Source organism: Polynucleobacter necessarius, assembly GCF_900095175.1.
Classification (GTDB): domain Bacteria; phylum Pseudomonadota; class Gammaproteobacteria; order Burkholderiales; family Burkholderiaceae; genus Polynucleobacter; species Polynucleobacter necessarius_I.
Map to the genome: position 1 here is coordinate 1,193,627 of NZ_LT606946.1, position 25,448 is coordinate 1,219,074.

Sequence of the window (25,448 nt, forward strand, 5' to 3'; positions counted from 1 at the left end):
GAACTCCTTAAATAACTGCTTTTTAACAACACTAATGACTAATCAAATACTACAGCTTCGGGCTTCGCAATTGGGTAACCTGCTTCGCTCCAAGCATCAAAACCGCCATCAATTGATTGAACATCTTGATATCCCATCTCATGCAAGGCCCTTGCAGCTAAGGCTGCTCTTCCACTAGTCTTGCAATAGAGCACAATCTTTAAATCTCGGGCGCTTAGCGCTGGATTACCGCTTAACTTAAATTCCAGCATACCTCTCGACATATGGATGGCTCCAGGAATATGGCCGCTCGCATACTCATCTGCCTCACGGACGTCCAGCAAGATGTCTGCATTTTGAATTGCCTGCGGTGCATCTGCCAAGCTAACCTCTTTAATGCTGCTCTTGGCGAGAGCGACTAAATCATGCGCTGTTTTCATCTGAATTCCTTTTATTTATATTAAATAACATTATATATAAATATATACTAATAACAGCCTGGAATCAACTTTTTGACTCTGCGCTGATACTCTTTATATGCAGGAAAGCGCTCTACCAGCCAAATCTCCTCCCTTCTCGCCTTGACATCAAATAAAACAAGCAAGGCAATTGCATAAGCCAAAACATAAACACCGGGGAAGATAAGCAACCAAGCAAAAGCTGCCAAAAGCACTCCAAAATATATTGGATGGCGGACATAACTATAGAGGCCAAACTGCACAAACTGCGCATTGTCTTTTGGGTATGGCAAGGGGGTAAGATTTTTACCAAGATTGATCACTGCAATAAACATTACCAAGATTGAAATCAGACCAACCGAAATACCACAGGACACAAAGATATTTTTGAGAGGCTCGGAAGTCAGTAAATCTGGCCCCCTAGGGCCGAATAAAATCAAGCCAATCAGAATTGCCTGAATGACGACATACCAAGCGCCGCGTTCAATAATAGATTTTGGAGTCAAGGTGTTCATTACTAAAGCCTTACGGGGAACATGTCACATGTCTACCCTTAACAGCAAGTGATGGCTATCTCAAATGTCTCGTTCGTTTTAAAGGCAATCACCCTGTTATCATGGTATTAAAGACACTTAATGAAATTCAGGGTAAGCTTTGAAACATAAAAGAATCTCAATCAGAAGGACTGCATGAAAGCTCTCATTTTATTTGGCCACGGCGCCCGTGATGTTCGCTGGCGTGAGCCATTTGACCGCTTAAAGGAAAAATGGGTAGCGCAGCATTCCAATATAGTTGTTGAGTTCGCCTTTTTGGAGCTGATGGGGCCAAGCCTCGTGGAAGCTGTGGGCTCTTTAGCATCTCAGGGGGCCAAAGAGATTACGGTTTTGCCCGTATTTTTTGGACAGGGCGGCCACTTACGTAATGACTTTCCTGCCCTGCTCACTGCTTGTCGTGAAATATTTCCTGAAATTACTTTAAGCGCTACGCTGGCAGTTGGTGAGGACGAGGCTGTTTTGCAGTCCATCATTGAGTACGCTGCAAGAGCCATCTAACTCCGAGGACAGCACTTGTGGCTTCTGTCTTAACGCTTCGCCAATCATAACTAAAGCTGGCGAAGCGGCATTAAACCACTCATTTGCTTCACCATTCGCCAATTGACCAAGAGTGCTGGACCAATGACGTTCATTCTTGGTGCTGACGGCCCCCAGAATATGGACAGGCGTCCCATCATCGTGCTTGGTATCACTCTCAATTAATTGCTTAGCAATGTTTGTTGCATCTTTACGCCCCATGTAATACACCAAGGTATCTGCATTGGGTTGCGCCAGAGAGGCATGTTCTGATTTTGAAGGATTGTTGTCACCTAGGTCTTGCCCTTGCGCTACAGTGACAAAAGCTACACTTCTGCTAACGCCTCGCAAGGTGAGTGATTGCTGCATAGAAGCGGCCCCAGCTAAAGCGGCAGTGATGCCAGGCACCACTTCCACTTCAATACCAGCTAGCTTGAGTGCTTGGATTTCTTCATCAGCACGACCAAACATCATCGGGTCGCCACCTTTTAACCTAATAATGATTTGATGGTTTTTTGCCGCATCCACTAAGCGCTTATTAATAAAATGCTGTGCGGAAGAAAGCTTGCCGCAACGCTTACCTACAGCCACTTTAGCTGCCTGAGGGCAAAGTTCCAACATTGTTGGATCCACCAAGGCATCATGAAACACGATGTCTGCCTGCGCCAATAATCTTGCACCACGCAAAGTGATGAGGTCTGCAGCCCCAGGGCCTGCCCCGACCAAAAAAACCTTACCAAGTTTTGGAGTATTAGTTGTAGACATTCGCCGTTTCTCTAAGGAGTTTAAGCAATAGTGGCGCGTTGATCGCGCCAGCTGTTTTGCGTCACTACCGAAAAAAGATCAAACTGCTTGAGGGCAATATCGAGGTTTTGATCGGGGCGTAATTCAAAGGCATCAAAGCCGACGCGTGCGCCTTGTAAGACTTGATCGATTAAGACGTCCCCAATTGCGCGGACTTCGCCTTGCCATTCAAAGCGATCTCTTAGCAGGGCTGCAGTACTGAAACTTCTACCATCTCTAAAAATAGGGAAATGCGCCCCAACCACCGGCCAGAGTGATTTGCCCTCTTCAATGATTTCAGAGTGCTTCAGAATGTCATCATCGGCAGCAAACCAAACACCAATCTCGCCTTTACCTGCTCTACCGGCTACATCAGCGTTCTTGTGATGCGTAATCCACCAGTGGAATGGCACTAGAACCTTATGGAATCCATGCTTCAAATCTGGAATACCACCTTCATCGCGTTCGCCATCCCATACCTACCAATCATTGGCAATCAAAGTTGGCTTTCCGCCTTTAGGGTAATAAATAATCTGTTGGTTCATAGCGTTTTTGTAATTAGACCGCTGCACCCTTGGAGTGTTTGCCATTATTTTTATAGGCAGCCTCCTTAAATGGAGTTACGCCCAATCTGCGATAGGTCTCAATAAATGGTTCGTCAGCCGAGCGCTGCTCTACATAAGTGTTGATGATGCTGGTCATCACATCCGGAATTTCATTAGCGTAAAAAGAAGGTCCAATGACTTTTCCGATAGAAGCATCATTACCTTGATCACCACCTAAAGTAATCTGATACCACTCTTCGCCATCCTTATCAACGCCGAGTACCCCGATATTGCCAACGTGATGATGGCCGCAGGAGTTGATGCAGCCAGAGATATTTAGGGTGATATCACCTAAGTCATGCAAATAATCCAAGTCATCAAATCGCTCTTGAATTGCTTTGGCAATCGGTAAAGATTTGGCATTGGCTAGTGAGCAGAAGTCACCGCCTGGGCAGGCAATGATATCTGTGAGTAAGCCAATATTAGGCAGTACTAAATTATAGTTTTTAGCGGCTCGCCAAAGATTTAATAACTCTGCCTGCTCCACATCAGCGAAAACCAAATTTTGTTCATGCGTTACACGAAGTTCACCAAAACTATATTGGTCGGCTAAGTCGGCGATGGCATTCATTTGCGCGCTAGTGGCATCGCCAGGAGCCGCAGTACCATGGGGCTTGAGCGACAGAATGACTGTGGCATAACCAGGCACTTGATGTGGCTTGACGTTGCGCTCTAGCCAGCAAGTAAATGCAATCTCCTCATTAGCATCTAGTTTAGATTCGGCATGAGACTGTAATTGCAAACTACTTAATGCTGGCAAGCTTTTATAACTTGGTTTGGTAAAGTGCTTAGCGACACGCTCCCACTCAGATTGTGTGAAGTTATCTTTACTTTGCTTGGTGTCGTTATGTAGTTGGGCCCACTCGCCCTCTACTTGGCGTGCGAATTCTTCTGGGCCTAGAGCCTTGACTAAAATCTTGATCCGAGCCTTGTACAGATTGTCACGCCGACCAAATCGATTATAGACCTGTAAAAGAGCTGTTAAGTAGCTAGGCAGAACTTGCCATGGAACATTCTGCTTGATGAGTGAACCCAGAATCGGAGTGCGGCCCATGCCACCACCAGCGTAGATATTTGCTGTTAACTCACCATTGTTGATGCTGGGATTTTTCTGGAACTCAATACCAACGTCATGACAAAGCAATACGGTGCGATCTTCTTTGGCACCATTAATTGCAAACTTGAACTTGCGTGGCAAGTGCGCAAACTCTGGATGGAGTGTTGACCATTGACGGAGTAATTCACAGATGGGTCTAGGGTCGATATATTCATCAGCTGCGACTCCGGCAAAAGCATCACTCGTAATATTACGAATACAGTTGCCTGAGGTTTGGATAGCATGCATCTCGACTTTGGCTAGCTCAGCCAAGATATCGGGAGTCTGTTCCAGCTCTACCCAGTTAAATTGAATATTTTGACGAGTTGTAAAGTGGTCGTAACCACGGTCATACTTATCCGCAATGAAAGCGAGGGTGCGTAACTGCCTGGAACTCAACAAGCCATATGGAATGGCAACGCGCAATATGTAAGCATGCCGCTGATGGTAGAGGCCGTTTTGTAGCCGGAGTGGGCGGAATTCTTCTTCAGCGAGAGTGCCGTTAAGGCGACGCTCAACCTGGTCTCGAAATTAGTTAACCGGCTGATCTACCAGCGTTTGGTCAATAGGGTCGTATTTATACATAGCCTGCACATGGTCTAGTTATAGTCATATTTCAACAAATAATTAAATGTAGAATCTATATATCTTTATAGAAACTTCCTGCTCAACTACCCAAAGGCGGCAGACAGGAAGACAGTCGAATTTAGAGTTAGACGCTAAATTCTGAGGAGTCGTTATGCATGGATAGGTCCACAACCTACTTCGATTAGTAAGTAATGGCCTTTTTAAAGGCCTCATCAACATCAGCTTGATCTTGAGCCAATACATGCTGAACAATCAAAAACACTCCCGAAAAAAAGCTAACGCAGACTAATAAACCAAAGGCATGGAATTGATTGAGGCCATTTTGATTAAGCACCTCAAGATAGCTAGCACTCTCCAGGGCAAGGTAAGTCGACAGACTCAAAAGAGCTAAACCCAGCAAAACTCTAGCTAAGGTTAAAAATAAAGATTTTTCACTCGTTGGCTTTGTGGACATAAGACTTCCTTCAAATAGGTACAAGAGGATCTTATGGGCTTGGCGTTTATAAGTAAAAGAATCCCTTTTTATAAGCTAAATACTTTTATATCTATAGAACCACGCTCAGAATGAGGATAATTAAGGTTTACACCTCACTCATCAAGCATTTATGGCAGCCTACAACACCGAAACCGTACTCACTGTTCATCATTGGAACGACACCCTCTTTAGCTTCACCACCACTCGTAACAAAGGCTTACGCTTTCGTAGCGGGCATTTTCTGATGATTGGCTTAGAGGTTGAAAGCAAGCCTTTGGTGAGAGCTTATAGCGTTGCCAGCCCAAATTATGAAGAGCACTTAGAGTTCTTGAGCATCAAAGTTCAAGATGGCCCCCTCACCTCACGCCTTCAGAAAATTCAGGTTGGCGATCCTATTTTAGTGAGCGAGAAATCTGTTGGCACCTTGGTCATTGATGACTTAAATCCAGGAAAACATCTCTACTTATTTAGTACGGGTACAGGCCTAGCGCCATTCATGAGCATCATTCGCGATCCAGATACTTATGAGAAGTTTGAAAAAGTCGCACTCATTCATGGCGTGCGTTTAGTGAGCGAACTGGCTTATGGTGATTACATTAAGAATGAGCTCACTCAAAATGAATACATTGGTGAAATAATTCGTGAAAAATTGATCTACTACCCAACCGTTACGCGCGAAGCATTCAAACACACCGGCAGGCTAACTACCGCCATTGAATCTGGCCAACTCTTTAAAGATATTGGTTTGCCGCCCCTGGATCCAGCAGTAGATCGCGCGATGATCTGTGGCAGCCCCTCTATGCTTAAAGAGACTGCAGAGATGCTCGATGCCAAAGGATTCAAAGTCTCCCCAAGCTTGGGGCAATTAGGTGACTATGTATTTGAACGTGCATTCGTAGAGAAGTAATCTATCTTATATAGCTAAAAGTAATTTAGTTATCACTATATATTCTTTGTGGATATATAGACCCCTTGGTAAATTATCTTTAACGAGATATTTACCAAGGAATAAAGAGATGTCCCCCGTACGCGAGCATTACAACCCAATCATTACTAAACTTCTGAAAGAGCACGATCAGTTGCCACATGAAAATGTAGCAGAACGGAAGCGCTTTCAACGCAGAATTTTATTCCTGATGACGACTATCAAGATGGCAGAGTTTGAGGATTCTTACGCCTAAGTTATTACAAAGTACTTGTAATAAAGATTAAGCCGATTGCCGCAATAAATAAAGTCTCAACAACCAACATCACTACAGGCTGCCAGCCTAACTTAGCCAACTCCTGAAAGTTTGTTTTTAATCCAGCTGCGCCAATAGCAATCACCAACATCCAGCGGGAAACGCCACTAATAGAGTGCGTAATAGAGCTTGGCAAAATCTGCATAGATGCAACGACTGAGAGCGCGACAAATCCCAATAGGCATGTTGGTATCAGGCGCAAGCTGCCCCAGCCCAAGCGCTGAGACGATTTCTCGGCACCAAAGAAAATAGAAATAAACAAAACCACCGGCAGAAGAAGCGCAACCCGAAATAACTTTACAACCGTAGCTACGTCCCCTGCCTCAGGCCCAAATAACATGCCTGCTGCAACTACCTGCGCCACATCATGAATGGTAGCACCTAGAAAGATCCCTGCAGGTAATGAGGTAATATTGAGCAGCTGTAGAGCGAAGGGGTAAACCACCATTGCAATAGTTGAAAGGACAGTTACCCCAACCACTACCAACAAAGTAAAGCGCTCATTCTCTTTTGTTTTTGGCAACACTGAAGCTACCGCTAAAGCAGCTGAAGCGCCGCAAATGCCAACAGATCCACCCGCAATCAAACCAAAGTCTGGCGAGAGCTTTAACAGCTTCGCGAGGAAAAATCCCAGAGATACCGTGGCTGCAACTGCAAGGATTACCATCAATCCGGTATTCAAGCCGATTGCTCCAATATCTGCAAATGTAATGCGAATTCCTAAGAACGCTACCCCTAAACGTAGAACTGTTTTTGCACAGAAATCAATCCCAGGTTTAACTGTCTCATTGAGATATAAAAAATGAAGTGATAAGCCGATCAATAAGGCATATAACAACTGCGGTCCACCATAATTCTCAGAGAGAAAACTAGTCGACATCGCGATGACAAGGCAAACTAACAGCCCTGGAATATTTTTTCGAGCGGCAGCGAACATCAAGACTAAGCCACTAACTCACTGAAATACTCGTGTTGAGTGGTATTCAAAGTGGACACACGCCATTCCAAGGGCTCATCTTGAATGCCAAGAGCTACCCGTCGAATTATTAATACTGGGGAATCTGGATTTAATCTAAGCCATTCTCCATGCTGCTTGCCTGCTAGTCCTGCACGCAGACGTTCACTACTACGAACAACAGTCTGACCGTATTCCATTTGATACATTTGATAAATACTGCCCTTGCGGTCAATAAAGTCCGCACGGGTTAAATCTTTAAATCGCTTTTTATCTAGCGTAATCTGATCGATCATGACACATTGCCCTTCCAATGAAAGGCGATTGATAATTCTCCAAACTGGAGAGCCCTCTTTAATTTGTAGCTTGCTAGCCTCTTCTTTATTGGCAGCTGCACTATTTAGGGAAACCAGCTCAACCTTGGGATAAACTTTTTTTTCAACATCATGCTTAACGACATGAAAAAAATAATACAAAAGTCTTTTAAGGTCATGCTCAACAACATAGGTGCCCCTGCCTTGGCGTCGGACCACGATACCTTCCGCGACCAACTCGTCCACAGCCTTGCGCAGGGTTCCTATCGATACATCTAACTCTTTGGATAAATCCTTTTCGGCAGGCAAAGCCTGCCCCATAGGATAACGACCCCTGACCAGATCCTCTGTGATCTTTTGCTTGACTTCTTGATAAGCGGTCAGGTTTCTCATGCTGGGGACTTAAGCTGATTCGTATAGACGAGTTAACACGAACTCACGATGGCCGAGAATCTCTGAAGCAGTCAATTCACCATCGGCTGTACGCTTTAAGCAATCCAATAGCTTGTTACCTGCATCATCCATGTTCCCTTCACGACGCAACAAGCCAGACACATCAACGTCAATATGCTCACCCATGGTGCGAACTGTCTTTGGATTTGCGCAAATCTTAATTACCGGAAGAATTGCATTGCCAATGACATTGCCCTGTCCTGTTGGGAAGAAGTGAGCTGCAAAACCAGCGGCTGCGCATAAAGTTACCATTTCAGCGGCAGCTGATGATGAATCCATAAAATGCAAACCAGGAATCTTTGGCTCCTCACCTTTATCAAGAACGCTATCCACAATACATTTCTTACCAATTTTTTGGATATTACCGAGAGCCTTCTCTTCGATGGTTGTTAAACCACCTGCAATATTGCCTTTGGTTGGCTGAGAATCAGATAAGTCACTTGTCTTATGGCGCTTAATCACATCTTGGTAGCGATCAAACATTTCGCGGAACTTTTTCTTTACCTCAGGAGTGCGGCAACGTGCCTCAACTAAATGCTCACCACCAGTTAGCTCGGTAGTCTCACCAAACACCAGGGTTGAGCCAATTTCATACAACTTATCAAAAGCATCCCCAACGGTTGGGTTTGCACCACAGCCAGAAGTCGTATCAGATTCACCGCATTTAGTAGAAACCCACAACTCTGACAAAGGAGCAGAAACTCGCTTTTGCTTAGATGCGTGCTTCATCATGCTGTAGGCAGCTTTACTAGCAGAAGCAATAGTTGCGGTGTCGCCATTACCTTCAATCCAGAAACCTTTTGCTAGCTTTCCTGAAGCTTTGATGCCATCTACAACAATCTTTGTCCACTGTGGCTCAATACCAATAACTACGACAGCAGCAACATTTGGATTGCAACCTGTTCCAATCAAAGTGCGGAAATGTAAATCTAAGTCAGCTCCGAACTGCAAACGGCCATAGGAGTGAGGAATCGCCATTGTTCCTTTGATGTTGTTTGCTACCGCTTCGCAAGCGGCGTTAGACAAGTCATCTAAAGGCAAAATCAATACATGATTACGAATGCCCATGCGGCCGTTTTCACGGCGGTAACCTAAAAAGGTCGCGTCTTTCAAATTAGTCATTTTTATATCTCTTTCAATGAATAGGTAAATAAGGTGCCGGATTACCAGCGCTTAGTTTTTACGTTTTGGACGTGAAGGTGCTCGCCTTTTTTGATTGGAGCTACCACCTTGCCAATATCAACGCCGTATTTCATCACCGTGTCACCTAGCTTGAAATCGTTCAATGAAATTTTGTGACCAATAGGAATATCACTTTCAGACTTAATGTTTAAGGTGAGATCGCCATCCATGACCCAACCAATTAAATCAGCTCCAGCTTTTACACCCTCAACTACTACTACACCTACGCCATCTGCTGGCTCATGCACGACAAAGTGGATCATTACTATCTCCTCAATAATCTCGTTTAAAAAACTACTTAGCCCATGACTGGCGAATACCAGCCTGAATTTCCTCTACAACAACATCAGAAACTGTTACACCGCCTTTAAACCCTGCTTTGCGCCGTTGAAAACGACGCTGGCCAGGGAGACGAATTCCCGCATCAGCACTCAATACTTTCAAGAAGTCTTGAATACGACTGGCAAAAACAGCTGGACCCGACAAACCAGGATCAATCGTTAATATCAACTGACCAATTCGCGGGCGATTACCCTTGGGGTCAAAAAAAGAATCTGCCTCATATGAAAACCGGCTACCCGAAAGTCCAACTACTAGCAACTCAACGATCAAAGCGAGCAAAGCGCCCTTATCTCCACCAAGCGGAACCATTAAGCCCTTTAGGCCTTCTTGTGGATCAGTGGTTGGCTTGCCCTCAGCGCTCAAAGCCCACCCCTCTGGGATCTGTTGGCCATTTTTTGCTGCAACCAATAATTTTCCACGGGTAACCGCAGAAAGCGACATGTCAATCACCAATGGATCGGCGCCAGCAATTGGAAAAGCCGCAGCCAAGGGATTGGTCCCGAAAATTGCTTTTGCGCCACCGACCATAGGCATTGCTGCTGGAGTATTCCCAAACAGCAAAGAAATATAACCAGCTCGTGCAGCAGCTTCAACGTAATGACCCGCAACCCCAAAATGATTGCTATTGGTGACTGCCACCAAACCCAAGCCATTGCCCGAGGCTAAATTCACCGATAAGTCGGTAGCAAAACGAAGTGCTGGAAAAGCCAACCCATCGCGCGCATCAACCAAAGCGGCGGAGGTCTTAAATGGCCTCACCTTTAACTTGGGAGCTAATTCAATACGCCCATTTTTAGCATGTCCAGCGTATTGAGCCACTCTCGTTAGACCATGCGATGCAAGGCCGTCTAGTTCAGCCAGAGCCAAAAATTGAGCTGTTTCATGCGCCGCTACCGCATCCATGCCGGCAGCTTTGAGGCCCGAATCCGCTAAAGCGAGTATTTCAGGGTATGTGAGATTCATGCTGGCGCTTTGCAATCAAGAACAATCAAAATCAATGCTGTAAAACACAGGGTTTTAGAGGCTTGACTTAAATGAATGTTAGGGATCAAAATAGGATACATATCTGAATCATATAGATGATTTAGATATCTTGCAAGAACCAATTCATTGTGCAGCGCAACGAATGTAAAGTGGTGCTACATGATGGGTGGGGGAGACAGTAGTGACGTATAAGCATATAACTAATAAATAGCAATAAAGCGTATTTATTGATAACAAAGTAGCTAAGATATAAAAATCAAATTACCACTGGAGGTCACCAATGTTTAAGATTGAAAAATATAAGTTAAGTCGACGTTTAGCTTTACTAGTCGGCGCACTCACCCTTGCACTACCGCAGCTAGCAACAGCACAATCTTGGCCCACCAAGCCAATTAAATTAATCATTCCCTTTAATGCAGGGGGAACTACTGATATTTTGGGCAGATTATTAGTGCAGCAATTAACTAAGGATTTAGGTCAAAATGTCATTGTTGAAAATAAGGGTGGTGCTGGCGGTAACATAGCTGCTGAGTATGTGGCACAGTCATCTGCTGACGGTTACACCATCATGCTCGCATCGGGCAGTATGCTGACGGTTAATCCCAACTTATATAAAAAATTGCCGATTGATTACAGCAAAGACTTTGTAAACATCACCAATGTTGCGAGCGGTCCAATGCTATTGTCAGTAAGCAATAAAATGCCTGTGAAAAATTTAACAGAGTTCATCACATACGCCAAAACAAAAGATCTCAATTTTGGCTCTGCAGGTATTGGTAGCCAAGCCCACATGGCAGGTGAAAATCTTACCTATACAGCAAACATCCCCGCTACCCACATTCCTTACAAGGGTGAGTCAGCCGCCATCAATGATCTGGTCGCAGGTCAAATTGACTTTATGGTTGGAAACCTCACTGCAGCCACTGGTTTTGCTAAAAATGGTCAAATCAAGCCAATTGCAGTAACCAGTCCACAGCGCGTGAAGCAACTATCAGAGGTGCCAACCGTTTCCGAGAGCGGCATCCCTGGCTTTCAGAGTACTGGTTGGTTTGGTTTAGTTGCACCAGCAAATACGCCTAAAGCCATCATTGAGAAAATTTACAACGCTACTGTCAAGGCAATGAACTCCGACTCCATGAAGAAAAGTTTGGGCTCAAATGGCTTAACAGCAGTTGTAAATTCCCAGGATGAATTTAATGCTCAAATTAAAGCAGAGTCTGCCAACTGGGAAAAAGTCATTAAAGGTCGTAATATTAGCCCTAAATAACGACTCAGTAAATAATAAAAAAGCGAGGATTCATCCTCGCTTTTTTATTTACTGCTATCGAATTATGCAATCTGCCTAATCAACAGAATTGCACCAGCAAATAGCAAGATTAAACCGTAAGCCAAGCGCATCATTGCATTACTCAACTTAGTATGGACATGTGTGCCAGTCCATATTCCCAAGAATGCTACTGGCATAAGCAGCACTGCCAAACCAATTACTTCCCAGCTTAATATCAATCCAGTTACCAGCATTAGAATCAATCGCAAGAAAGTCAACATAAAGATGGCAAATGCCATTGTTGCGCGTAATACTTTAGGATTATTAATACGAAGACCAAGGTAAGAAACGTAGAGGGGACCCCCGGTAGCAAAGAGAGCGGTAAATGCACCCCTAAGAATCCAAGGGGTAGCGCCCACCATTTACTAATGGGGTCCCTAGCTTCGACATTCCTTTGGATGAGAACCCTAATTCCATTGACCGCTGCAAATAATCCAAGAATCAATAGCAAGGGTTCGCTGGGGGATTTAACCAGCAAAAAAATCCCCAAGAACATCCCCATGACACTAAAAGGAAAGAGCCATTTAAGCTCTTGAATATCGGCATCACCTGAGGACTTCCTACCAACATACAAGGAGGCGCAGATGTCTACCAACACCATCATTGGCACCACTACCTTTAAAGGGTACATTTGTACCAATAAGGGGACTGCAACAATCGATGAGCCAAATCCAGAAACCCCGAAGATAAAGAATGTGCACAAGACTATGAGTACTGCCAGCGCAAATGAGAGCGGTTCTATTAAATCAAAAATAATTAGCTCTCAACCAAGATCGTCTCGCCTGGCTTAATCATGGTGAATTGGACTGGCCTCTTTTCAATTTTCAAACCCTGATCACTTAACTGCACCGCCGTGAAATAAGAGCTTTCCAATGGCCCCGGCTCCGGATAATCATCGCGATAGTGAGCCCCTCTAGAATTTTCTCTTGCAAGAGCCGCTTCGGTTACTGCCTTACTCACCAGAATTAAATTACGTAAATTCATCCAATCCTGCCATGTAATGCTGTACTGCCTCTGAATATCGCCAACGCCCATTTGATCTAGCTGTTGACCCAGCTCATCCAATTTAACTCGAGCCTGAATCAAATTATCTTTGCTACGGGATATTCCAACATCATCCCACATACACTCCGCCAGAGCATCTCGAATCATTTCAATATCACCCGCAGGCTTTATCAGAGGAGATTCGTGAGTTTCGATGCTGGCCAGCACCTCTGCCATATTGCACTCCTGCAAGGATTGTGAAGCCACCCATTTAGCCATCTCCTCACCCGCAATACCACCATAAACAGTGGAATTAGCTACTCCATTACCACCCAAGCGATTGGCGCCATGCACGCCTCCGGTATCTTCACCAGCAGCAAATAGACCTAGCAACTCAGTACTGCAGTCTGCCTTGAAAATTAAACCACCCATTATGTAATGCGCAGTTGGAACTACTTCCACAAGATCGCCCGCCAAATCAAAACCACTGTCAGCGCAGCGCTCAACCATCCCCTTAAATTGCTTGCGTACATTATCAGGACCAAGGTGGCTCATCTGAATATAGACACCGCCATTAGGCGTTGCTCTACCAGCCCGTATCTCTGAGTTAATCGATCTTGAAACAATGTCTCGTGTAGCACGCTCATTACGAGGATCATAGTTACCCATAAATCGCTCATGATTGCCATTGAGTAAATATCCGCCTGCACCACGCAAACCTTCCTCAAGAACAGTACCAGTCATCCTAGTGCCAGGCCCTGCTAACATTCCTGTTGGATGGAACTGCACCATCTCCATGTCACGCAAAGTAAGACCTGCGCGTAGCGCCATAGCCAAGCCATCGCAACTCTTATCACCTGAAGGGGTATGATACTTATACATAGTGGGTCCACCACCTGTAGCCAAAAGTACCGCCTTAGCTCTGACCAGCGTGAACTCACCAGTCTGCATATTGAGCATCAATACACCGGCTAGCGACTTTCCATCAGCACTATGAATCAGCTCAAGTGCCCTATGCTCCTCAAGACGATGGATTCCCCTAGCCCAAACTTGCTCAGCCAGCCGACTAATGATTTCAATACCCGTCAGATCACCCTTATGAACTATGCGATCAAAGGTTTGTCCTGCGAATGCTTTTTGATGAACCGTTCCATCTGGATTGCGATCAAAAAAACAACCGAGTTCATTCTCCAGTTCATGAATACGCTCAACCGCTTTATTGACTAAGGTCCAAGCTAGCTCCTGATCTGAAAGCTATTTTCCGCCCTCGATCGTATCCATAAAGTGACGCTCTACAGAGTCACCCTCAGCCAATGCTACGTTGTAACCACCCTGAACCATGCGGGTACAACCGCATTTACCAAGCAAACCCTTCACAGCAATAGTGATGTGTAGATCTGGATTAGTTTGATGAGCATGCAAAGCTGCAAACAGTCCTGCGCCACCAGAACCCAGAATCAGGATGTCCGTCTCAAGTGTGGCGATATTCATGATGTAATTCCTAGACTCTTCAATACAGCCTCTTTGTTACGAGCAACATCACTTTTAACTTCTTGATAAATACTTCCGCCATGACTATCCATCGCAACTAGCAGAGGGCCAAAATCTTTAATCTTGAAACGCCAGAGAGACTCTGGATTGAGATCATCCATGTCTACATCTTCAATCTGCTCAATCCAAGTTGTCTCAAGCGCTGCTGTACCACCAATAATTGCCAGGTACACACCGCCAAGCTCTTGAAAGGCTGCCGCAGATCCTTCGCGCATACCACCCTTACCAACAATCATACGAACGCCATTTTCAGTCATTAATGGGCGGGTAAACCGCTCCATGCGATCTGAGGTAGTTGTGCCAATACAGATTGGCTGATAGCCAGCTGGAAATTCTTCGCTGACGGGAACCTTACGCACATTTGGCGCTGTATGAATTACCGCATGTCCATTGAGATCAAAGCGGGTTTTTCTACCCTTATCAAATAAGTGAATCTGCGTAGCATCTCGGATACCAAACAAAGTATTTTGCAAAGTTACTGTGTCGTTAATGCGAAGTTTGCGAATATCAGATTCGCTAACGGGAGTTGGAAGGTAGTAGTGGGCCATTTGTACTCCTAGAATCCGAAAGTCACACCGTCAGGTGTAAAAGTTGCTCGCGCTCTACGCGCAGAATGGCATTGCATATTGACAGCCACTGGGTTTAAGGTGATATGCGTGTGAGCAAGCTCTACATGAACAGCAAACGCTGTTCCGTCACCACCTAAACCTTGGGGACCAATTCCCAGCTTATTCACAGCGGTAGTTAATTCCCGCTCTAACTTAGCACCCTCTTCATCACTGCATACACTACCCAATGCTCTTGTAGCAGCTCGCTTAGCCATCGCAACACATTGTTCGGATGTACCGCCAATACCAACTCCAACAATGGTTGGAGGGCAAGTCTTTCCTCCGGCAGAAACAACACTTTCGATAACAAAGGCTTTGACACCATTAATTCCATCAGCAGGAATGGCCATCTTTAAAAAGGAATTATTCTCCGAACCACTTCCTTTGGGGACCATCTCAATTTCAAGCATTTGATCATCATCACAGAAATCAATGCTAATTGCTGGCATATCAATACCACAAGAAGTGTGATTATTTTTTCTCGTAATGGGTATTCAGTGGTTGCACGCTCACAGCCTTTTCTAATGGCTGCCTTAAGCTCCATGCCGTCAAGCTGAACATTGCGACCAATTTTTATTTTGTAAATGGGCAAGCCAGTATCTTGACAGAGCAGGTTATCCTCGCGCTCAGCTACTGAAATATTGGTAATCATGGTTTTTAAGACAACCTGGGCACGCGCATCTGTCTCGCCTTGATTTAAACGCTCGATACCAGCCTTCACATCATCTGGTAGAACTTTTAATGCTCGGATATAAAGCTCCTTGCAAGCTTCTTCAACTGCTTTCATTTGTAACTGCATCACATTGCCCAATCAGTTTGCTAAATACAAAAATAGAAGACCACAAGCTATACCGAATAAGATGGCTGCCTGTGTCCAAGCCTTACGAAGGCCGCACCACGGACCAAACTCAATCATGAGCAGTCGAATTCCGCCAATCAAATGAATAGCCAACAAAATAACGAGCACCCACTCACCAAATTTGAATACCCCAAAATCGGTAAATCCCAAATAGCGCTCAAAGCCACTAGCTCCGCGCAAAGACTGAGAGAGCATTAAGAAATGCAAAGGAATAAAACAAGCTAGTAGCAAGCCAGAGAAACGATGACATACATAAGCAAAATAAGAGAGATGACTTTTTGCGCGTAAATCGAGTTTTGGTCTAGACCTCATGGAGTACCTCCGGTATAGACACCAATCACCGCTGAAGTTCCCAGAGTAATAATGAGAGCTCCCAAGATCCAAGATAGCGCCCTGGAAACAAATCCCTTGCAACACGCTTCTTCGAGGATATTAGCCAAGCCAATAGGTGCATGCACAAAACAGGCTAAGACAAAGATTTCATAAAAAATGGCAAACGCAATATTGCCTTGTGTGCGCCCAAGAATCTCCTCAGCAGTTAGGCCGCCGCGTATTGCGTAGAAAATAATGACGAGATGAATGCTGACACAGAGCCCCAAAATCATGGCGCTAATTCTTTGAGCATACCAAAGCTTCGCCTGTAATATTCCCTGACTCATAACTTACCCCATTTGCCGCCACGTACAGCAGCTCTGGCTACTAGTTTCTTAAGACCAGCAATGCTGGCTGTAGGCTCCAGCTTCTTCGGGCAGCGCTCAGTACAGGATCCTTGCGTGTGGCATGCATGACAACCTTCATCGCCAGCAACTGCACGCAGGCGATCCAAGTGCTGTACATCCCGTACATCATTGGTTAATGTCTAGGCGCGATTGAGTGCAGCAGGCCCCAAATATTTAGGACGCTTTTCAACCACCTCGCAAGAGGAGTAACAAACACCGCAACTAATGCACTCAATACCGGCATTCGCTAATTGACGCTCCGCTGAATTTGGCTCCACCTTTGCAAAATCATCATGGCGCGTTTTATCGCCCTTGAAAAACCCAACGGCACCCTTCCATTTATTAAAGAACTCTCGCATATCGGTGGCGAGATCTTTAATGACCGGGAGATTGTTCAAGAGCGCAATTTCTAATGAATCACCCACCACAATTTGAGAGACATGAGTGCGACAAGTCCAACGCGCAACCCCGTTTACAGTCATTGCACAAGACCCACACATTCCTACTCGACAAGCAAATCGATAGCTTAGGGTTGGGTCCAATTTACGCTGAATATAGGTCACCACATCCAAAACGGTTTGATTTGGATTTCGGGGCACCAAGTACTCAACAAACTCACCTTCTTGAGCACCGCGCCAGACTTTTACCTTGAGATCTGAATTTGGCATGGGCTCATTATATCGATAGATAATAAAAAATAAATCGAATATAATTTTCTTTGAGATAAATAATAATTTTAAATAAATATTGCCATGTCTAGCATTCGGATACTAAAAAACTTTCTAGTAATTACTAGGCACAAGAGTGTCGCGGCTGCAGCCAAAGAAATTGGGCTCACGGCTGCAGCAGCAGGCCAGCAGCTTGCGCAATTTGAGGCTGAGCTTGGTGTGGAGTTGTTTGATAGAACCAAGCGCTCTCTTAGCCTAAATCAACAGGGTAGATCGTTAATAGAGCCTATTCAAGATATTGTTGCGCGGTATGAAGCCCTAGGCTCTGAATTAAAGTCCGAACTCAGTGGAACCATTGTCTTGGGGGCGCTTGTCTCAACTCTAATGGGAGCCTTTGGAAGCACCCTCAATAAACTTAAGAAATCCTACCCCAGCCTTGAAGTAAAGCTAATAGCAGGCTTATCCAGCAACTTTTTAGACCAAGTGCTTGAAGGAAGTTTAGACGCAGCGATTGTTACTGAGTCCCCTTATGCGTTACCGCAAAATATTCAGTGGACGGAGTTGTATACCGAGCCCATGGTCTTGATTTACCCCACACTTAAAAATACAAAAGCCTCTGATCCTAAAAATATCGCACATGACTTACCGTTTATTCGCTTTGAGAGAAATACTTGGACAGGTCATCTTGTAGACCAAACCATTCGATCAAGTAAATTAAGCGTTAAAGAGGGCATGGAACTCAATTCAGTTGAGGCCATTATTGAGCTAGTACGCCAAGGGCTTGGTTACTCTATTGTTCCCAAGCTAGCCAATATCGCCTGGGAAAGCGACCGCCAACTCAAAATATCCGCACTACCCGGCAAAACAATTTACAGAAAAGTTGGTTTATTAGAAAAACGTAGGCACTCCCGTCAACACATGACTCAAGAAATAAAAAAGTACTTTTTAGAGCAAGTGGGTACAAAAGAAAAACCACCCCGCAGGGTGGCTTGAAAGTAAATCTATAGAGGTAAAACTAAAGAATGAACAACAAGTTCATCGTATTCCTCCAACCCCTCCCTCAATTATTAGTTTGCCTACTTTAAGTGCGATATGCTTCAATTTGGTGCATATAGCTCAAAAAGCTCCATTTAGTAGAATGATTCTTATTTATTAACACTTAATGAAGGAGTGTCAATGGTGGTATCAAAGAAAGCGGGAATGCCCTCTCACTTAATTGCAAGTCTTCTCACGGCTGCCCTAGCGCTTCCAGCTGTGGCACCAGTGGCATTTGCTCAAAATAAGCAGCCAACAGCAAGCGGCAAAGCTTTCACAAGCTCAATTAGAGGCCTTGGTAGCACCGATTGCACTCTACCCAGATGCGCTAGTTTCGCAAGTACTGATGGCGTCAACCTACCCTCTTGAAGTAGCTGAAGCATCTAATTGGATCAAATCCAATACCAACCTAAAAGGCGATGCTCTAAATAAAGCATTGCAACAGCAAAGCTGGGATGCTAGCGTCAAATCTTTAGCGTCATTTCCACCAGTGCTGGAGATGATGGGATCCCAGTTGAGCTGGACGCAGCAACTTGGCAATGCAGTATTGGCTCAGCAATCTGAAACCATGAGTGCGATTCAAGCATTGCGTGCCAAGGCGAAAAAAAGCTGGCACATTGGAATCAAATTCTCAGCAGACAGTGACAACGCAAGGTAGTGGCAGTAGTCAGACCATTATCATTGAGCCTGCGAACCCACAAGTTGTCTATGTTCCCACTTACAACCCAACCGTTGTTTACGGCGCATGGGCCTACCCAGCATACCCTCCATACGCATACTATCCACCTGGATACGTAGCGGGCACTGCCCTCCTCTCTTTTGGAGTTGGCATGGCAGTTGGAGCGGCACTTTGGGGCGGCTGCCATTGGGGAGGCGGTTATGGTGGTGGATCATTGACCGTCAATAACAATAACTTCAACAATTTCAATAAGAACACTAATAACAAGTGGAACGGCAATCGTGATGGTGGGTCTAGTGACTGGAAACCAGATCAATAACGCCGTAATGCAAACCTCGGTGGAGGTGCCGGTGGCGCGAACCGTAATGCAGAGCGAGATCAATTACGTCAGAACCTGCAGCGCGGGGATTTGAGCGGTAATCGTGCTGGCGATTGCGCGGGTAATACAGGCGGCGACCGTGGCGGCAATTTTGGTGGTGGCGATCGCAACGTCGGCGCTCGCTTTGATGGTAGCGGCGATCACTTTGGCGGTGGCCATGGCGGCTTTGGTGGCGGCGGTTTCCGCGGCCGTCGCTAATTACCCTCACACATCTACATTGATATATACAAATTTAATTAAAGGAATAAACATGAAGAAATTTTTAATTGCCGCTACCCTAAGCTTCGGATTGGCAACGAGTATGCAAGTAGCCAATGCAACGACTACTGATGAGTTATTGCAATATTGCAAAGTCGAAGGAAGTACAAACGTCACCTGCTAAATTTATGGCCAAGCAGTTTATGACACCTATCTCGCTACACGTAATCCAAAAACTGCCCCTAGCAAAATTTGTGTCAAGCAGCCTGCGCCATCTCGCATCCAGGTAGTTGATGAGTACATTGCTTGGGCGAATGCAAACCCAGCCAATGGGCCAAAGTCTGCAGCAGAGACTATGTTGAAGTTTTTAGAGGGTGTATTTCCTTGCGGGAAGTAATGCACTGCATCTCACTACTCAATCAGATGATTGAGTAACAAAAAGCCACCTTCTCAGGTGGCTTTTTTATTTCTTCAATCGCTCAAAGGTCCTTGAAAAAAATTAGTGATTTTCTTTTGCGTGATTGATTGAATATTTTGGAATCTCAATCACTAAGTCCTCGCGGGCAACAATCGCCTGGCAAGACAATCGAGACTGAGGATTGAGTCCCCACGCACGATCCAATAAGTCTTCCTCATTCTCATCGGGCTCATTAAGACTCTGATAACCCTCTTTCACAATCACGTGGCAAGTAGTGCAAGCACAAACCATATCGCAGGCATGCTCAATCGGAATATTATTTTCTAGCAGCGCTTCACAAATAGAAGTGCCGGGAGTTACCTCAACTACAGCACCCTCTGGGCAATATTCACTATGGGGTAGAACAACAATCTGAGTCATCTTGGTAATTTTCTTTGATTAAATTTCTGCAACATTCTTGCCAGCTAAAGCCTTCTGAATACTGGAGTTCATGCGCTTTTGAGCAAAATCATCGGTAGCCTTTGCTGCATGATCAACAGTCTTTCTGAGAACATCGCTATCCGTTTCTTCTGTAAGAATCTTTTGCAAAGTGGCCATCTCATGATCTACTGCAGCCTGCTCTTGAGGATTTAATAACCCACGATCAGAATTCAATGCAGTTTGAACAGCATCCAATAGTCGCTGCGCATTCACTTGTTCTTCACGCAAAGATCTCGCTAAAAGATCTACCTTTGCGGAAGCAAAACCGTCCTGCAGCATGCGAGCAATCTCAGCATCAGTCAAACCATAAGAAGGCTTAATATCAATCGAGGCTTGAACACCTGAGCCCTGCTCGGTTGCGCTCACTGAAAGTAAGCCATCGGCATCCACCTGGAAAGTCACTCGAATGCGAGCAGCGCCGGCAGCCATAGGTGGAATACCACGTAACTCAAACTTACCTAAAGAACGGCAATCCTGCGCCAACTCACGCTCACCCTGCACTACCTGAATAGCCAAGGCCGTTTGACCATCTTTAAATGTCGTGAAATCCTGAGCACGCGCTACTGGAATCGGCGTATTACGTGGAATAATTTTTTCTACCAAGCCACCCATGGTTTCAATACCAAGGGAAAGTGGAATGACATCCAATAAGAGCCACTCATCATCTTTACTTTGATTGCCGGCAAGCAGGTCTGCTTGCATAGCGGCACCTAGGGCGACAACTTGATCTGGATTGAGGTTGTTTAAAGGCTTAGTACCAAAGAGTTCGCCAACAGCGCGCTGGACATGGGGCATGCGAGTTGCGCCGCCCACCATCACCACACCCTTAACCTCATCCGCCTTGAGACCTGCATCGCGTAATGCCTTCTTTACAGCAACTAAAGTTTTATTGATGAGGTTCTGAGTAATCTCAAAGAACTGAGCTTGGCTAATGCCCACATTAACTACTGTGCCGTCGGCAAGAGTTTCGTGAACGCGAGCTAATGGGTTGTGACTCAATTGCTCTTTTGCATGCTTGCAAGAGAGCAAGAGCTTGCGATGATCCTGAATTGAGAGCGGTGGAAGTTTGGCTTGCTCGATCACCCAGCAATATAGGCGATGATCAAAATCATCACCACCCAAAGCGGAATCACCGCCAGTCGAGAGCACTTCAAATACCCCCCTGCTCATACGCAGGATAGAGATATCAAATGTGCCACCACCTAAGTCATACACGGCGTAGATACCTTCAGAGGCATTATCTAGACCATAGGCAATTGCAGCAGCAGTAGGCTCATTGAGTAATCGCAATACTTCAATTCCAGCCAACTTAGCAGCATCTTTAGTGGCTTGTCGTTGCGCATCATCAAAATAGGCTGGGACAGTAATGACTGCACCAACGATGCCATCATTAACCGAGTCTTCCACTAGCTGACGTAAACGCGCCAAAATTTCTGCAGACACCTCAATGGGGCTCTTGTCACCAGCCACTGTTCGTAACTTCAACATACCTGGCTCGTCTACAAAGTCGTAAGGCGTACTTTCAATATTTTCTACATCGACGATACTGCGACCCATAAAACGTTTGACAGAAACAATCGTGTTCTTCGGATCAGAAACAATACTTTCAATAGCTTCAAAGCCGGCTTGCGTTCTCCCATTTGGTAGATAACGCACAACTGAAGGGAGTAATTCTCGGCCTTCTGCATCTGGGAGTACTTTAGGCAACGCATCTCGCACAATTGCCACTAGGGAGTTGGTGGTACCCAGGTCAACACCCACCGCAATTCGACGCTGATGCGGTGCGAGTGATTTACCAGGTTCGGAGATTTGTAATAAGGCCATGGAGACTAGAGTGTAAAGCTATACCAAGACTGAGATAGCATCATCCAGCTCAAGTGCAAACTTATCAATAAAGAGCAGACCCCTGAGCAACTCAGCAGCACGCTCATAGTTCTTTGCCCTATCAATAGCCTGTGTAATTTCCACCAGGGTGTCACGCTTGGATTGATCGACTTCTTCAGCCAAAGCCTCGAGAGCTCCAAGATCCTCATCTTGATCCTCAAGACTCTCGCGCCATTCCATTTGCTTCATCAGAAAAGCCGCAGGCATAGCGGTATTAGTTTCCAGGCGAGCATCTACCCCATGGAGCTGGCAAAGATAGCGGCCACGCTGAATGGGATTCTTCAAGGTTTGAAAAGCGGTATTAGCCAGAGTAGCCATTTGCATAGCCAGCCTTTGTTCGGTATCGCTACCCCGGGCATGGCGATCCGGATGCACCTCTTTTTGAATTGCTAGATACGCCTGATCTAATGCAGACAAATCCAAGTTGAATTTCTGCTCTATGCCAAAGAAACGAAAGTAATCGTCAGACGCGGAAGGATTCACCACAACCACACTCATCTTTTACGTTTGGATTCTGGAACTTAAAGCCTTCATTCAAACCTTCGCGAACAAAATCCAATTCGGTGCCATCTAAATAGGCCAAGCTCTTAGGATCAACAAAGATGGTGATGCCATTGGATTCAAACTGAGTATCCTCGGGCGCAGCCTCATCCACATATTCCAGTTGATAGGCTAAGCCAGAACAACCAGTAGTGCGAACACCCAAGCGTAAACCGCAACCTTTTCCACGCTTATCTAGATTGCGCTGAACATGTTTCGCTGCTTTGTCGGTTAAGGTAATTGCCATGATGAAAGCCTCTTTATCTTTACTTGGCTGGGTGCTTATCTTTGTAATCAGCCACTGCGGCCTTGATGGCATCTTCAGCCAAAATTGAGCAATGGATTTTTACTGGTGGCAATGCCAACTCTTCAGCAATCAGTGAATTCTTAATCTCTAAAGCTTGATCCAAGGTTTTACCCTTGACCCACTCGGTTACCAAAGAAGAAGAGGCAATTGCAGAACCACAACCGTAAGTCTTGAACTTAGCATCTTCAATCACGCCTTGATCGTTTACACGGATTTGTAATTTCATAACGTCGCCACAGGCTGGCGCACCAACCATGCCAGTACCTACTTGGTCGTCGCCCTTTTCAAAGGAGCCGACGTTACGGGGGTTTTCATAATGATCAATTACTTTGTCGCTATATGCCATGGTATTTCCTCGTTATTTCTTTTGTCTTTTATCTTGTTTAAATAATCTATCTTGCTTAATGCGCGGCCCACTGGATGGTGCTGAGATCAATGCCATCCTTAAACATTTCCCAAAGTGGTGAGAGCTCGCGCAACTTAGCAATCTTCTCTTTAACTAGCTTGATGGTGAAATCCACTTCCTCTTCGGTAGTAAAGCGCCCTAAAGTAAATCGGATTGAGCTATGGGCCAATTCATCATTACGGCCCAGTGCGCGCAATACATAAGAAGGCTCTAAAGATGCCGAAGTACATGCAGATCCAGATGAGATGGCCAAATCTTTCAATGCCATCAACATAGATTCGCCTTCAACATAGTTAAAACTAATATTGAGGTTATGCGGAACACGATCATCCATGTCACCATTGACATAGACTTCTTCGATATCTTTCAAGCCAGTCAATAGGCGATCGCGCAACGCACGAATACGCGCATTTTCTTCAACCATTTCAATACGAGCAATGCGGAAAGCTTCACCCATGCCAACGATTTGATGAACTGCTAGGGTGCCAGAACGCATACCGCGCTCATGACCACCACCATGAATTTGCGCCTCAATACGAATACGAGGCTTACGACGGACAAACAATGCGCCAACACCCTTTGGACCATAAGTCTTATGAGCAGAGAAACTCATCAAATCAACTTTGATCTTTTCTAAATCAATTTCTACTTTTCCAGTGGCTTGTGCTGCATCCACATGGAAAATCACGCCGCGGGAACGGCACAATTCACCGATACGCGGAATATCTTGCACTACACCAATCTCGTTATTCACATACATCACTGAAGCCAAGATCGTGCCTGGTTTCATAGCTGCTTCAAGCTGAGCGAAATCAATTAAACCATCTGACAAAACATCGAGATAAGTTACTTCAAAACCTTCGCGCTCGAGCTCTCGACAAGTATCCAAGGTAGCCTTGTGCTCAGTCTTCACAGTGATGATGTGATTGCCGCGCTCTTTATAAAAATGGGCAGCACCTTTGAGTGCCAGGTTAATACTTTCAGTAGCGCCGCTAGTAAACACAATCTCTCTTGGATCTGCATGAACTAACTGGGCAACTTCTGAACGCGCCCACTCAACCGCCTCCTCCGTAGCCCAGCCGTAGGCGTGACTACGAGATGCTGCATTACCAAACTGCTCGCACAAGTACGGCAACATCTTGTCCACTACACGCGGGTCAATCGGCGTAGTAGCTGAGTAGTCCATGTACACCGGGAAGTGTTTAGGGCTAAACATCGGTACTGGCTGCTGAGGAATATCTTGTGGTGCGTTCATTTTTTACTTATCGATTAATAGGCTAAGAAGCTAATCTCTTAACTTTGCTGAGCCAGGTTAAAAACAGAATTCACGAGAGGTCGCTTCGGAGCGGCCTCTTTTGTTGCTGCGACTGCCGATGCCGGCTTTTCAGCCTTGACACTTTCAGTCTTGATTTTCTTGGGGCGCAAATCGTGCAATACGATTCCACGCCCTGATTGCTGCTGCACTAAATCACGCAAAGAAACAGAGCTGAGGTACTCCACCATCTTGGCATTGAGGTTTGACCACAGATCATGAGTCATACAGCGACCATGATTCTCTTCATCGCTATGGCAACTACCTTTACCGCCACATTGGGTTGCATCCAATGGCTCATCCACGGCCACAATGATGTCGGCTACGCTAATTTCTTCTGACTTGCGGGCTAGGGTGTAACCACCGCCAGGACCACGAGTGCTCTCAACAATATTGAAGCGGCGTAATTTGCCAAACAACTGCTCTAGGTAAGACAGGGAAATCTTTTGTCTTTGGCTAATTCCAGCCAAAGTTACAGGCCCGTGCGTCTCGCGCAGGGCTAAATCAATCATTGTGGTTACTGCAAAACGGCCTTTGGTTGTAAGTCTCATATGTCACCTTGGTAATGG

At 45.4% G+C, this 25,448-nt stretch carries 31 protein-coding genes and 5 pseudogenes; 10 read left to right on the plus strand and 26 right to left on the minus strand.

The window, feature by feature from the left end:
* Positions 1 to 38: 38 nt before the first annotated feature.
* A complete protein-coding gene (locus DXE44_RS06185) occupies positions 39 to 419 on the minus strand; it encodes a rhodanese-like domain-containing protein (RefSeq protein ID WP_114653516.1) in 381 nt (126 codons plus the stop codon).
* A 47-nt stretch (positions 420 to 466) separates the two neighbouring features.
* A complete protein-coding gene (locus DXE44_RS06190) occupies positions 467 to 952 on the minus strand; it encodes a methyltransferase family protein (RefSeq protein WP_114653518.1) in 486 nt (161 codons plus the stop codon).
* Positions 953 to 1,126: 174 nt separating this feature from the next.
* Between DXE44_RS06190 and DXE44_RS06195 the strand changes: the two genes are divergently transcribed.
* Entirely contained in the window at positions 1,127 to 1,489 is a 363-nt protein-coding gene (locus tag DXE44_RS06195) for a sirohydrochlorin chelatase (RefSeq protein WP_114653520.1), read from the plus strand.
* On the opposite strand, the gene cobA is transcribed toward DXE44_RS06195, so the two are convergent.
* From cobA to DXE44_RS06215, 4 genes and pseudogenes are all read right to left on the minus strand, one after another.
* Positions 1,412 to 2,272, minus strand: coding sequence for a uroporphyrinogen-III C-methyltransferase (cobA, locus tag DXE44_RS06200; RefSeq protein WP_114653522.1), 861 nt, complete (start codon positions 2,270 to 2,272; stop codon positions 1,412 to 1,414). The two genes, DXE44_RS06195 and cobA, sit on opposite strands and share 78 nt — an antisense overlap.
* A gap of 20 nt (positions 2,273 to 2,292) precedes the next feature.
* Positions 2,293 to 2,730 carry a DUF934 domain-containing protein gene (locus tag DXE44_RS06205; RefSeq protein ID WP_197712855.1) on the minus strand — a complete coding sequence of 146 codons (438 nt, stop codon included), beginning with the start codon at positions 2,728 to 2,730 and terminating at the stop codon, positions 2,293 to 2,295.
* 118 nt (positions 2,731 to 2,848) lie between these two features.
* Positions 2,849 to 4,576, minus strand: a pseudogene (locus DXE44_RS06210) (nitrite/sulfite reductase).
* Positions 4,577 to 4,760: 184 nt separating this feature from the next.
* Positions 4,761 to 5,033 (minus strand): hypothetical protein, encoded by a 273-nt coding sequence (locus DXE44_RS06215; protein WP_114653524.1) that lies wholly within the window; start codon positions 5,031 to 5,033, stop codon positions 4,761 to 4,763.
* Between the two features lie 151 nt (positions 5,034 to 5,184).
* Here DXE44_RS06215 and DXE44_RS06220 point away from each other — a divergent pair, with 151 nt between their 5' ends.
* Together DXE44_RS06220 and DXE44_RS10165 are read left to right on the plus strand one after the other, a co-directional pair.
* A complete protein-coding gene (locus DXE44_RS06220; protein WP_114653526.1) occupies positions 5,185 to 5,961 on the plus strand; it encodes a ferredoxin--NADP reductase in 777 nt (258 codons plus the stop codon).
* A 109-nt stretch (positions 5,962 to 6,070) separates the two neighbouring features.
* The gene (locus DXE44_RS10165; RefSeq protein WP_174221122.1) at positions 6,071 to 6,235 is read left to right on the plus strand and encodes a hypothetical protein; all 165 of its coding nucleotides are present in this window, start codon (positions 6,071 to 6,073) and stop codon (positions 6,233 to 6,235) included.
* Positions 6,236 to 6,239: 4 nt separating this feature from the next.
* On the opposite strand, the gene DXE44_RS06225 is transcribed toward DXE44_RS10165, so the two are convergent.
* Genes DXE44_RS06225 through DXE44_RS06245 form a run of 5 tightly spaced genes read right to left on the minus strand, consistent with a single transcriptional unit; the run spans position 6,240 to position 10,504 of the window.
* Positions 6,240 to 7,232, minus strand: coding sequence for a YeiH family protein (locus tag DXE44_RS06225; RefSeq protein ID WP_114653528.1), 993 nt, complete (start codon positions 7,230 to 7,232; stop codon positions 6,240 to 6,242).
* A 5-nt stretch (positions 7,233 to 7,237) separates the two neighbouring features.
* Entirely contained in the window at positions 7,238 to 7,957 is a 720-nt protein-coding gene (locus DXE44_RS06230) for a GntR family transcriptional regulator (RefSeq protein ID WP_114653531.1), read from the minus strand.
* 9 nt (positions 7,958 to 7,966) lie between these two features.
* Positions 7,967 to 9,139, minus strand: a complete 1,173-nt coding sequence (locus DXE44_RS06235; protein WP_114653533.1) for a UxaA family hydrolase — start codon at positions 9,137 to 9,139, stop codon at positions 7,967 to 7,969.
* 41 nt (positions 9,140 to 9,180) lie between these two features.
* Entirely contained in the window at positions 9,181 to 9,462 is a 282-nt protein-coding gene (locus DXE44_RS06240) for a flagellar biosynthesis protein FlgA (protein WP_114653535.1), read from the minus strand.
* 31 nt (positions 9,463 to 9,493) lie between these two features.
* A complete protein-coding gene (locus DXE44_RS06245) occupies positions 9,494 to 10,504 on the minus strand; it encodes an Ldh family oxidoreductase (protein ID WP_114653537.1) in 1,011 nt (336 codons plus the stop codon).
* Between the two features lie 301 nt (positions 10,505 to 10,805).
* Between DXE44_RS06245 and DXE44_RS06250 the strand changes: the two genes are divergently transcribed.
* On the plus strand, positions 10,806 to 11,792 hold the full coding sequence (locus DXE44_RS06250) for a Bug family tripartite tricarboxylate transporter substrate binding protein (RefSeq protein ID WP_114653539.1): 987 nt from the start codon (positions 10,806 to 10,808) through the stop codon (positions 11,790 to 11,792).
* 62 nt (positions 11,793 to 11,854) lie between these two features.
* On the opposite strand, the gene DXE44_RS06255 is transcribed toward DXE44_RS06250, so the two are convergent.
* The 8 genes and pseudogenes from DXE44_RS06255 to DXE44_RS06290 form a co-directional block, all read right to left on the minus strand.
* A complete protein-coding gene (locus tag DXE44_RS06255) occupies positions 11,855 to 12,214 on the minus strand; it encodes a TSUP family transporter (protein ID WP_114653542.1) in 360 nt (119 codons plus the stop codon).
* A 29-nt stretch (positions 12,215 to 12,243) separates the two neighbouring features.
* Positions 12,244 to 12,555 (minus strand): annotated as a pseudogene (locus DXE44_RS11410) (sulfite exporter TauE/SafE family protein); the annotation flags it as partial.
* A gap of 53 nt (positions 12,556 to 12,608) precedes the next feature.
* Positions 12,609 to 14,327 (minus strand): annotated as a pseudogene (locus tag DXE44_RS06265) (L-aspartate oxidase).
* Positions 14,324 to 14,935 (minus strand): fumarate hydratase C-terminal domain-containing protein, encoded by a 612-nt coding sequence (locus DXE44_RS06270; protein ID WP_114653546.1) that lies wholly within the window; start codon positions 14,933 to 14,935, stop codon positions 14,324 to 14,326. Before DXE44_RS06270 ends, DXE44_RS06265 begins: the two are co-directional and overlap by 4 nt.
* Before the next feature lie 8 nt (positions 14,936 to 14,943).
* Positions 14,944 to 15,794, minus strand: a pseudogene (locus DXE44_RS06275) (fumarate hydratase).
* A gap of 12 nt (positions 15,795 to 15,806) precedes the next feature.
* Positions 15,807 to 16,166: a succinate dehydrogenase, cytochrome b556 subunit gene (gene sdhC / locus DXE44_RS06280; RefSeq protein WP_114653548.1), complete on the minus strand. Its 360-nt coding sequence runs from the start codon at positions 16,164 to 16,166 to the stop codon at positions 15,807 to 15,809.
* Entirely contained in the window at positions 16,163 to 16,513 is a 351-nt protein-coding gene (locus tag DXE44_RS06285; protein ID WP_114653550.1) for a succinate dehydrogenase, read from the minus strand. Before DXE44_RS06285 ends, sdhC begins: the two co-directional genes overlap by 4 nt.
* Positions 16,510 to 17,241 (minus strand): annotated as a pseudogene (locus tag DXE44_RS06290) (succinate dehydrogenase/fumarate reductase iron-sulfur subunit). The gene DXE44_RS06285 and the pseudogene DXE44_RS06290 overlap by 4 nt, the downstream one beginning before the upstream one ends.
* Positions 17,242 to 17,325: 84 nt before the next feature.
* Here DXE44_RS06290 and DXE44_RS06295 point away from each other — a divergent pair.
* The 6 genes from DXE44_RS06295 to DXE44_RS11205 all read left to right on the plus strand — a co-directional run bounded on the left by DXE44_RS06295 (position 17,326) and on the right by DXE44_RS11205 (position 19,929).
* Positions 17,326 to 18,234 (plus strand): LysR substrate-binding domain-containing protein, encoded by a 909-nt coding sequence (locus tag DXE44_RS06295; RefSeq protein ID WP_114653552.1) that lies wholly within the window; start codon positions 17,326 to 17,328, stop codon positions 18,232 to 18,234.
* Between the two features lie 277 nt (positions 18,235 to 18,511).
* Positions 18,512 to 18,934 (plus strand): DUF3300 domain-containing protein, encoded by a 423-nt coding sequence (locus DXE44_RS11015; RefSeq protein ID WP_162785894.1) that lies wholly within the window; start codon positions 18,512 to 18,514, stop codon positions 18,932 to 18,934.
* Positions 18,894 to 19,274 (plus strand): DUF3300 domain-containing protein, encoded by a 381-nt coding sequence (locus tag DXE44_RS11020; RefSeq protein WP_269460675.1) that lies wholly within the window; start codon positions 18,894 to 18,896, stop codon positions 19,272 to 19,274. Before DXE44_RS11015 ends, DXE44_RS11020 begins: the two co-directional genes overlap by 41 nt.
* 90 nt (positions 19,275 to 19,364) lie before the next feature.
* Positions 19,365 to 19,532, plus strand: a complete 168-nt coding sequence (locus DXE44_RS06310; RefSeq protein ID WP_197712856.1) for a hypothetical protein — start codon at positions 19,365 to 19,367, stop codon at positions 19,530 to 19,532.
* 52 nt (positions 19,533 to 19,584) lie between these two features.
* Entirely contained in the window at positions 19,585 to 19,716 is a 132-nt protein-coding gene (locus DXE44_RS11025) for a hypothetical protein (protein WP_269460676.1), read from the plus strand.
* Positions 19,717 to 19,929: a Rap1a/Tai family immunity protein gene (locus tag DXE44_RS11205; RefSeq protein ID WP_331851855.1), complete on the plus strand. Its 213-nt coding sequence runs from the start codon at positions 19,717 to 19,719 to the stop codon at positions 19,927 to 19,929.
* 102 nt (positions 19,930 to 20,031) lie between these two features.
* On the opposite strand, the gene fdx is transcribed toward DXE44_RS11205, so the two are convergent.
* From fdx to DXE44_RS06350, 7 genes are read right to left on the minus strand one after another with little or no spacing between them, the layout of a single operon-like run.
* Positions 20,032 to 20,370 (minus strand): ISC system 2Fe-2S type ferredoxin, encoded by a 339-nt coding sequence (fdx, locus tag DXE44_RS06320; RefSeq protein ID WP_114653559.1) that lies wholly within the window; start codon positions 20,368 to 20,370, stop codon positions 20,032 to 20,034.
* Positions 20,371 to 20,388: 18 nt separating this feature from the next.
* Entirely contained in the window at positions 20,389 to 22,254 is a 1,866-nt protein-coding gene (hscA, locus tag DXE44_RS06325; RefSeq protein ID WP_114653561.1) for a Fe-S protein assembly chaperone HscA, read from the minus strand.
* 18 nt (positions 22,255 to 22,272) lie between these two features.
* The gene (gene hscB, locus DXE44_RS06330; protein ID WP_114653563.1) at positions 22,273 to 22,812 is read right to left on the minus strand and encodes a Fe-S protein assembly co-chaperone HscB; all 540 of its coding nucleotides are present in this window, start codon (positions 22,810 to 22,812) and stop codon (positions 22,273 to 22,275) included.
* On the minus strand, positions 22,778 to 23,101 hold the full coding sequence (gene iscA, locus DXE44_RS06335; RefSeq protein WP_015421521.1) for an iron-sulfur cluster assembly protein IscA: 324 nt from the start codon (positions 23,099 to 23,101) through the stop codon (positions 22,778 to 22,780). Before iscA ends, hscB begins: the two co-directional genes overlap by 35 nt.
* 19 nt (positions 23,102 to 23,120) lie before the next feature.
* Positions 23,121 to 23,507, minus strand: coding sequence for a Fe-S cluster assembly scaffold IscU (gene iscU / locus DXE44_RS06340; protein ID WP_114653565.1), 387 nt, complete (start codon positions 23,505 to 23,507; stop codon positions 23,121 to 23,123).
* A gap of 55 nt (positions 23,508 to 23,562) precedes the next feature.
* Positions 23,563 to 24,822: an IscS subfamily cysteine desulfurase gene (locus DXE44_RS06345; protein WP_114653567.1), complete on the minus strand. Its 1,260-nt coding sequence runs from the start codon at positions 24,820 to 24,822 to the stop codon at positions 23,563 to 23,565.
* 38 nt (positions 24,823 to 24,860) lie between these two features.
* Positions 24,861 to 25,430: a Fe-S cluster assembly transcription factor gene (locus DXE44_RS06350; protein ID WP_114653569.1), complete on the minus strand. Its 570-nt coding sequence runs from the start codon at positions 25,428 to 25,430 to the stop codon at positions 24,861 to 24,863.
* Positions 25,431 to 25,448 lie beyond the last annotated feature (18 nt).

What these genes read in the sequence shown, in the direction of transcription:
- DXE44_RS06185 (WP_114653516.1), bottom strand. Translation starts at nt 419, where the DNA reads ATGAAAACAGCGCATGATTTAGTCGCTCTCGCCAAGAGCAGCATTAAA.
- DXE44_RS06190 (WP_114653518.1), bottom strand. Translation starts at nt 952, where the DNA reads ATGAACACCTTGACTCCAAAATCTATTATTGAACGCGGCGCTTGGTAT.
- DXE44_RS06195 (WP_114653520.1), top strand. Translation starts at nt 1,127, where the DNA reads ATGAAAGCTCTCATTTTATTTGGCCACGGCGCCCGTGATGTTCGCTGG.
- cobA (WP_114653522.1), bottom strand. Translation starts at nt 2,272, where the DNA reads ATGTCTACAACTAATACTCCAAAACTTGGTAAGGTTTTTTTGGTCGGG.
- DXE44_RS06215 (WP_114653524.1), bottom strand. Translation starts at nt 5,033, where the DNA reads ATGTCCACAAAGCCAACGAGTGAAAAATCTTTATTTTTAACCTTAGCT.
- DXE44_RS06220 (WP_114653526.1), top strand. Translation starts at nt 5,185, where the DNA reads ATGGCAGCCTACAACACCGAAACCGTACTCACTGTTCATCATTGGAAC.
- DXE44_RS10165 (WP_174221122.1), top strand. Translation starts at nt 6,071, where the DNA reads ATGTCCCCCGTACGCGAGCATTACAACCCAATCATTACTAAACTTCTG.
- DXE44_RS06225 (WP_114653528.1), bottom strand. Translation starts at nt 7,232, where the DNA reads ATGTTCGCTGCCGCTCGAAAAAATATTCCAGGGCTGTTAGTTTGCCTT.
- DXE44_RS06230 (WP_114653531.1), bottom strand. Translation starts at nt 7,957, where the DNA reads ATGAGAAACCTGACCGCTTATCAAGAAGTCAAGCAAAAGATCACAGAG.
- DXE44_RS06235 (WP_114653533.1), bottom strand. Translation starts at nt 9,139, where the DNA reads ATGACTAATTTGAAAGACGCGACCTTTTTAGGTTACCGCCGTGAAAAC.
- DXE44_RS06240 (WP_114653535.1), bottom strand. Translation starts at nt 9,462, where the DNA reads ATGATCCACTTTGTCGTGCATGAGCCAGCAGATGGCGTAGGTGTAGTA.
- DXE44_RS06245 (WP_114653537.1), bottom strand. Translation starts at nt 10,504, where the DNA reads ATGAATCTCACATACCCTGAAATACTCGCTTTAGCGGATTCGGGCCTC.
- DXE44_RS06250 (WP_114653539.1), top strand. Translation starts at nt 10,806, where the DNA reads ATGTTTAAGATTGAAAAATATAAGTTAAGTCGACGTTTAGCTTTACTA.
- DXE44_RS06255 (WP_114653542.1), bottom strand. Translation starts at nt 12,214, where the DNA reads ATGGTGGGCGCTACCCCTTGGATTCTTAGGGGTGCATTTACCGCTCTC.
- DXE44_RS06270 (WP_114653546.1), bottom strand. Translation starts at nt 14,935, where the DNA reads ATGGCCCACTACTACCTTCCAACTCCCGTTAGCGAATCTGATATTCGC.
- sdhC (WP_114653548.1), bottom strand. Translation starts at nt 16,166, where the DNA reads ATGAGGTCTAGACCAAAACTCGATTTACGCGCAAAAAGTCATCTCTCT.
- DXE44_RS06285 (WP_114653550.1), bottom strand. Translation starts at nt 16,513, where the DNA reads ATGAGTCAGGGAATATTACAGGCGAAGCTTTGGTATGCTCAAAGAATT.
- DXE44_RS06295 (WP_114653552.1), top strand. Translation starts at nt 17,326, where the DNA reads ATGTCTAGCATTCGGATACTAAAAAACTTTCTAGTAATTACTAGGCAC.
- DXE44_RS11025 (WP_269460676.1), top strand. Translation starts at nt 19,585, where the DNA reads ATGAAGAAATTTTTAATTGCCGCTACCCTAAGCTTCGGATTGGCAACG.
- fdx (WP_114653559.1), bottom strand. Translation starts at nt 20,370, where the DNA reads ATGACTCAGATTGTTGTTCTACCCCATAGTGAATATTGCCCAGAGGGT.
- hscA (WP_114653561.1), bottom strand. Translation starts at nt 22,254, where the DNA reads ATGGCCTTATTACAAATCTCCGAACCTGGTAAATCACTCGCACCGCAT.
- hscB (WP_114653563.1), bottom strand. Translation starts at nt 22,812, where the DNA reads ATGAGTGTGGTTGTGGTGAATCCTTCCGCGTCTGACGATTACTTTCGT.
- iscA (WP_015421521.1), bottom strand. Translation starts at nt 23,101, where the DNA reads ATGGCAATTACCTTAACCGACAAAGCAGCGAAACATGTTCAGCGCAAT.
- iscU (WP_114653565.1), bottom strand. Translation starts at nt 23,507, where the DNA reads ATGGCATATAGCGACAAAGTAATTGATCATTATGAAAACCCCCGTAAC.
- DXE44_RS06345 (WP_114653567.1), bottom strand. Translation starts at nt 24,822, where the DNA reads ATGAACGCACCACAAGATATTCCTCAGCAGCCAGTACCGATGTTTAGC.
- DXE44_RS06350 (WP_114653569.1), bottom strand. Translation starts at nt 25,430, where the DNA reads ATGAGACTTACAACCAAAGGCCGTTTTGCAGTAACCACAATGATTGAT.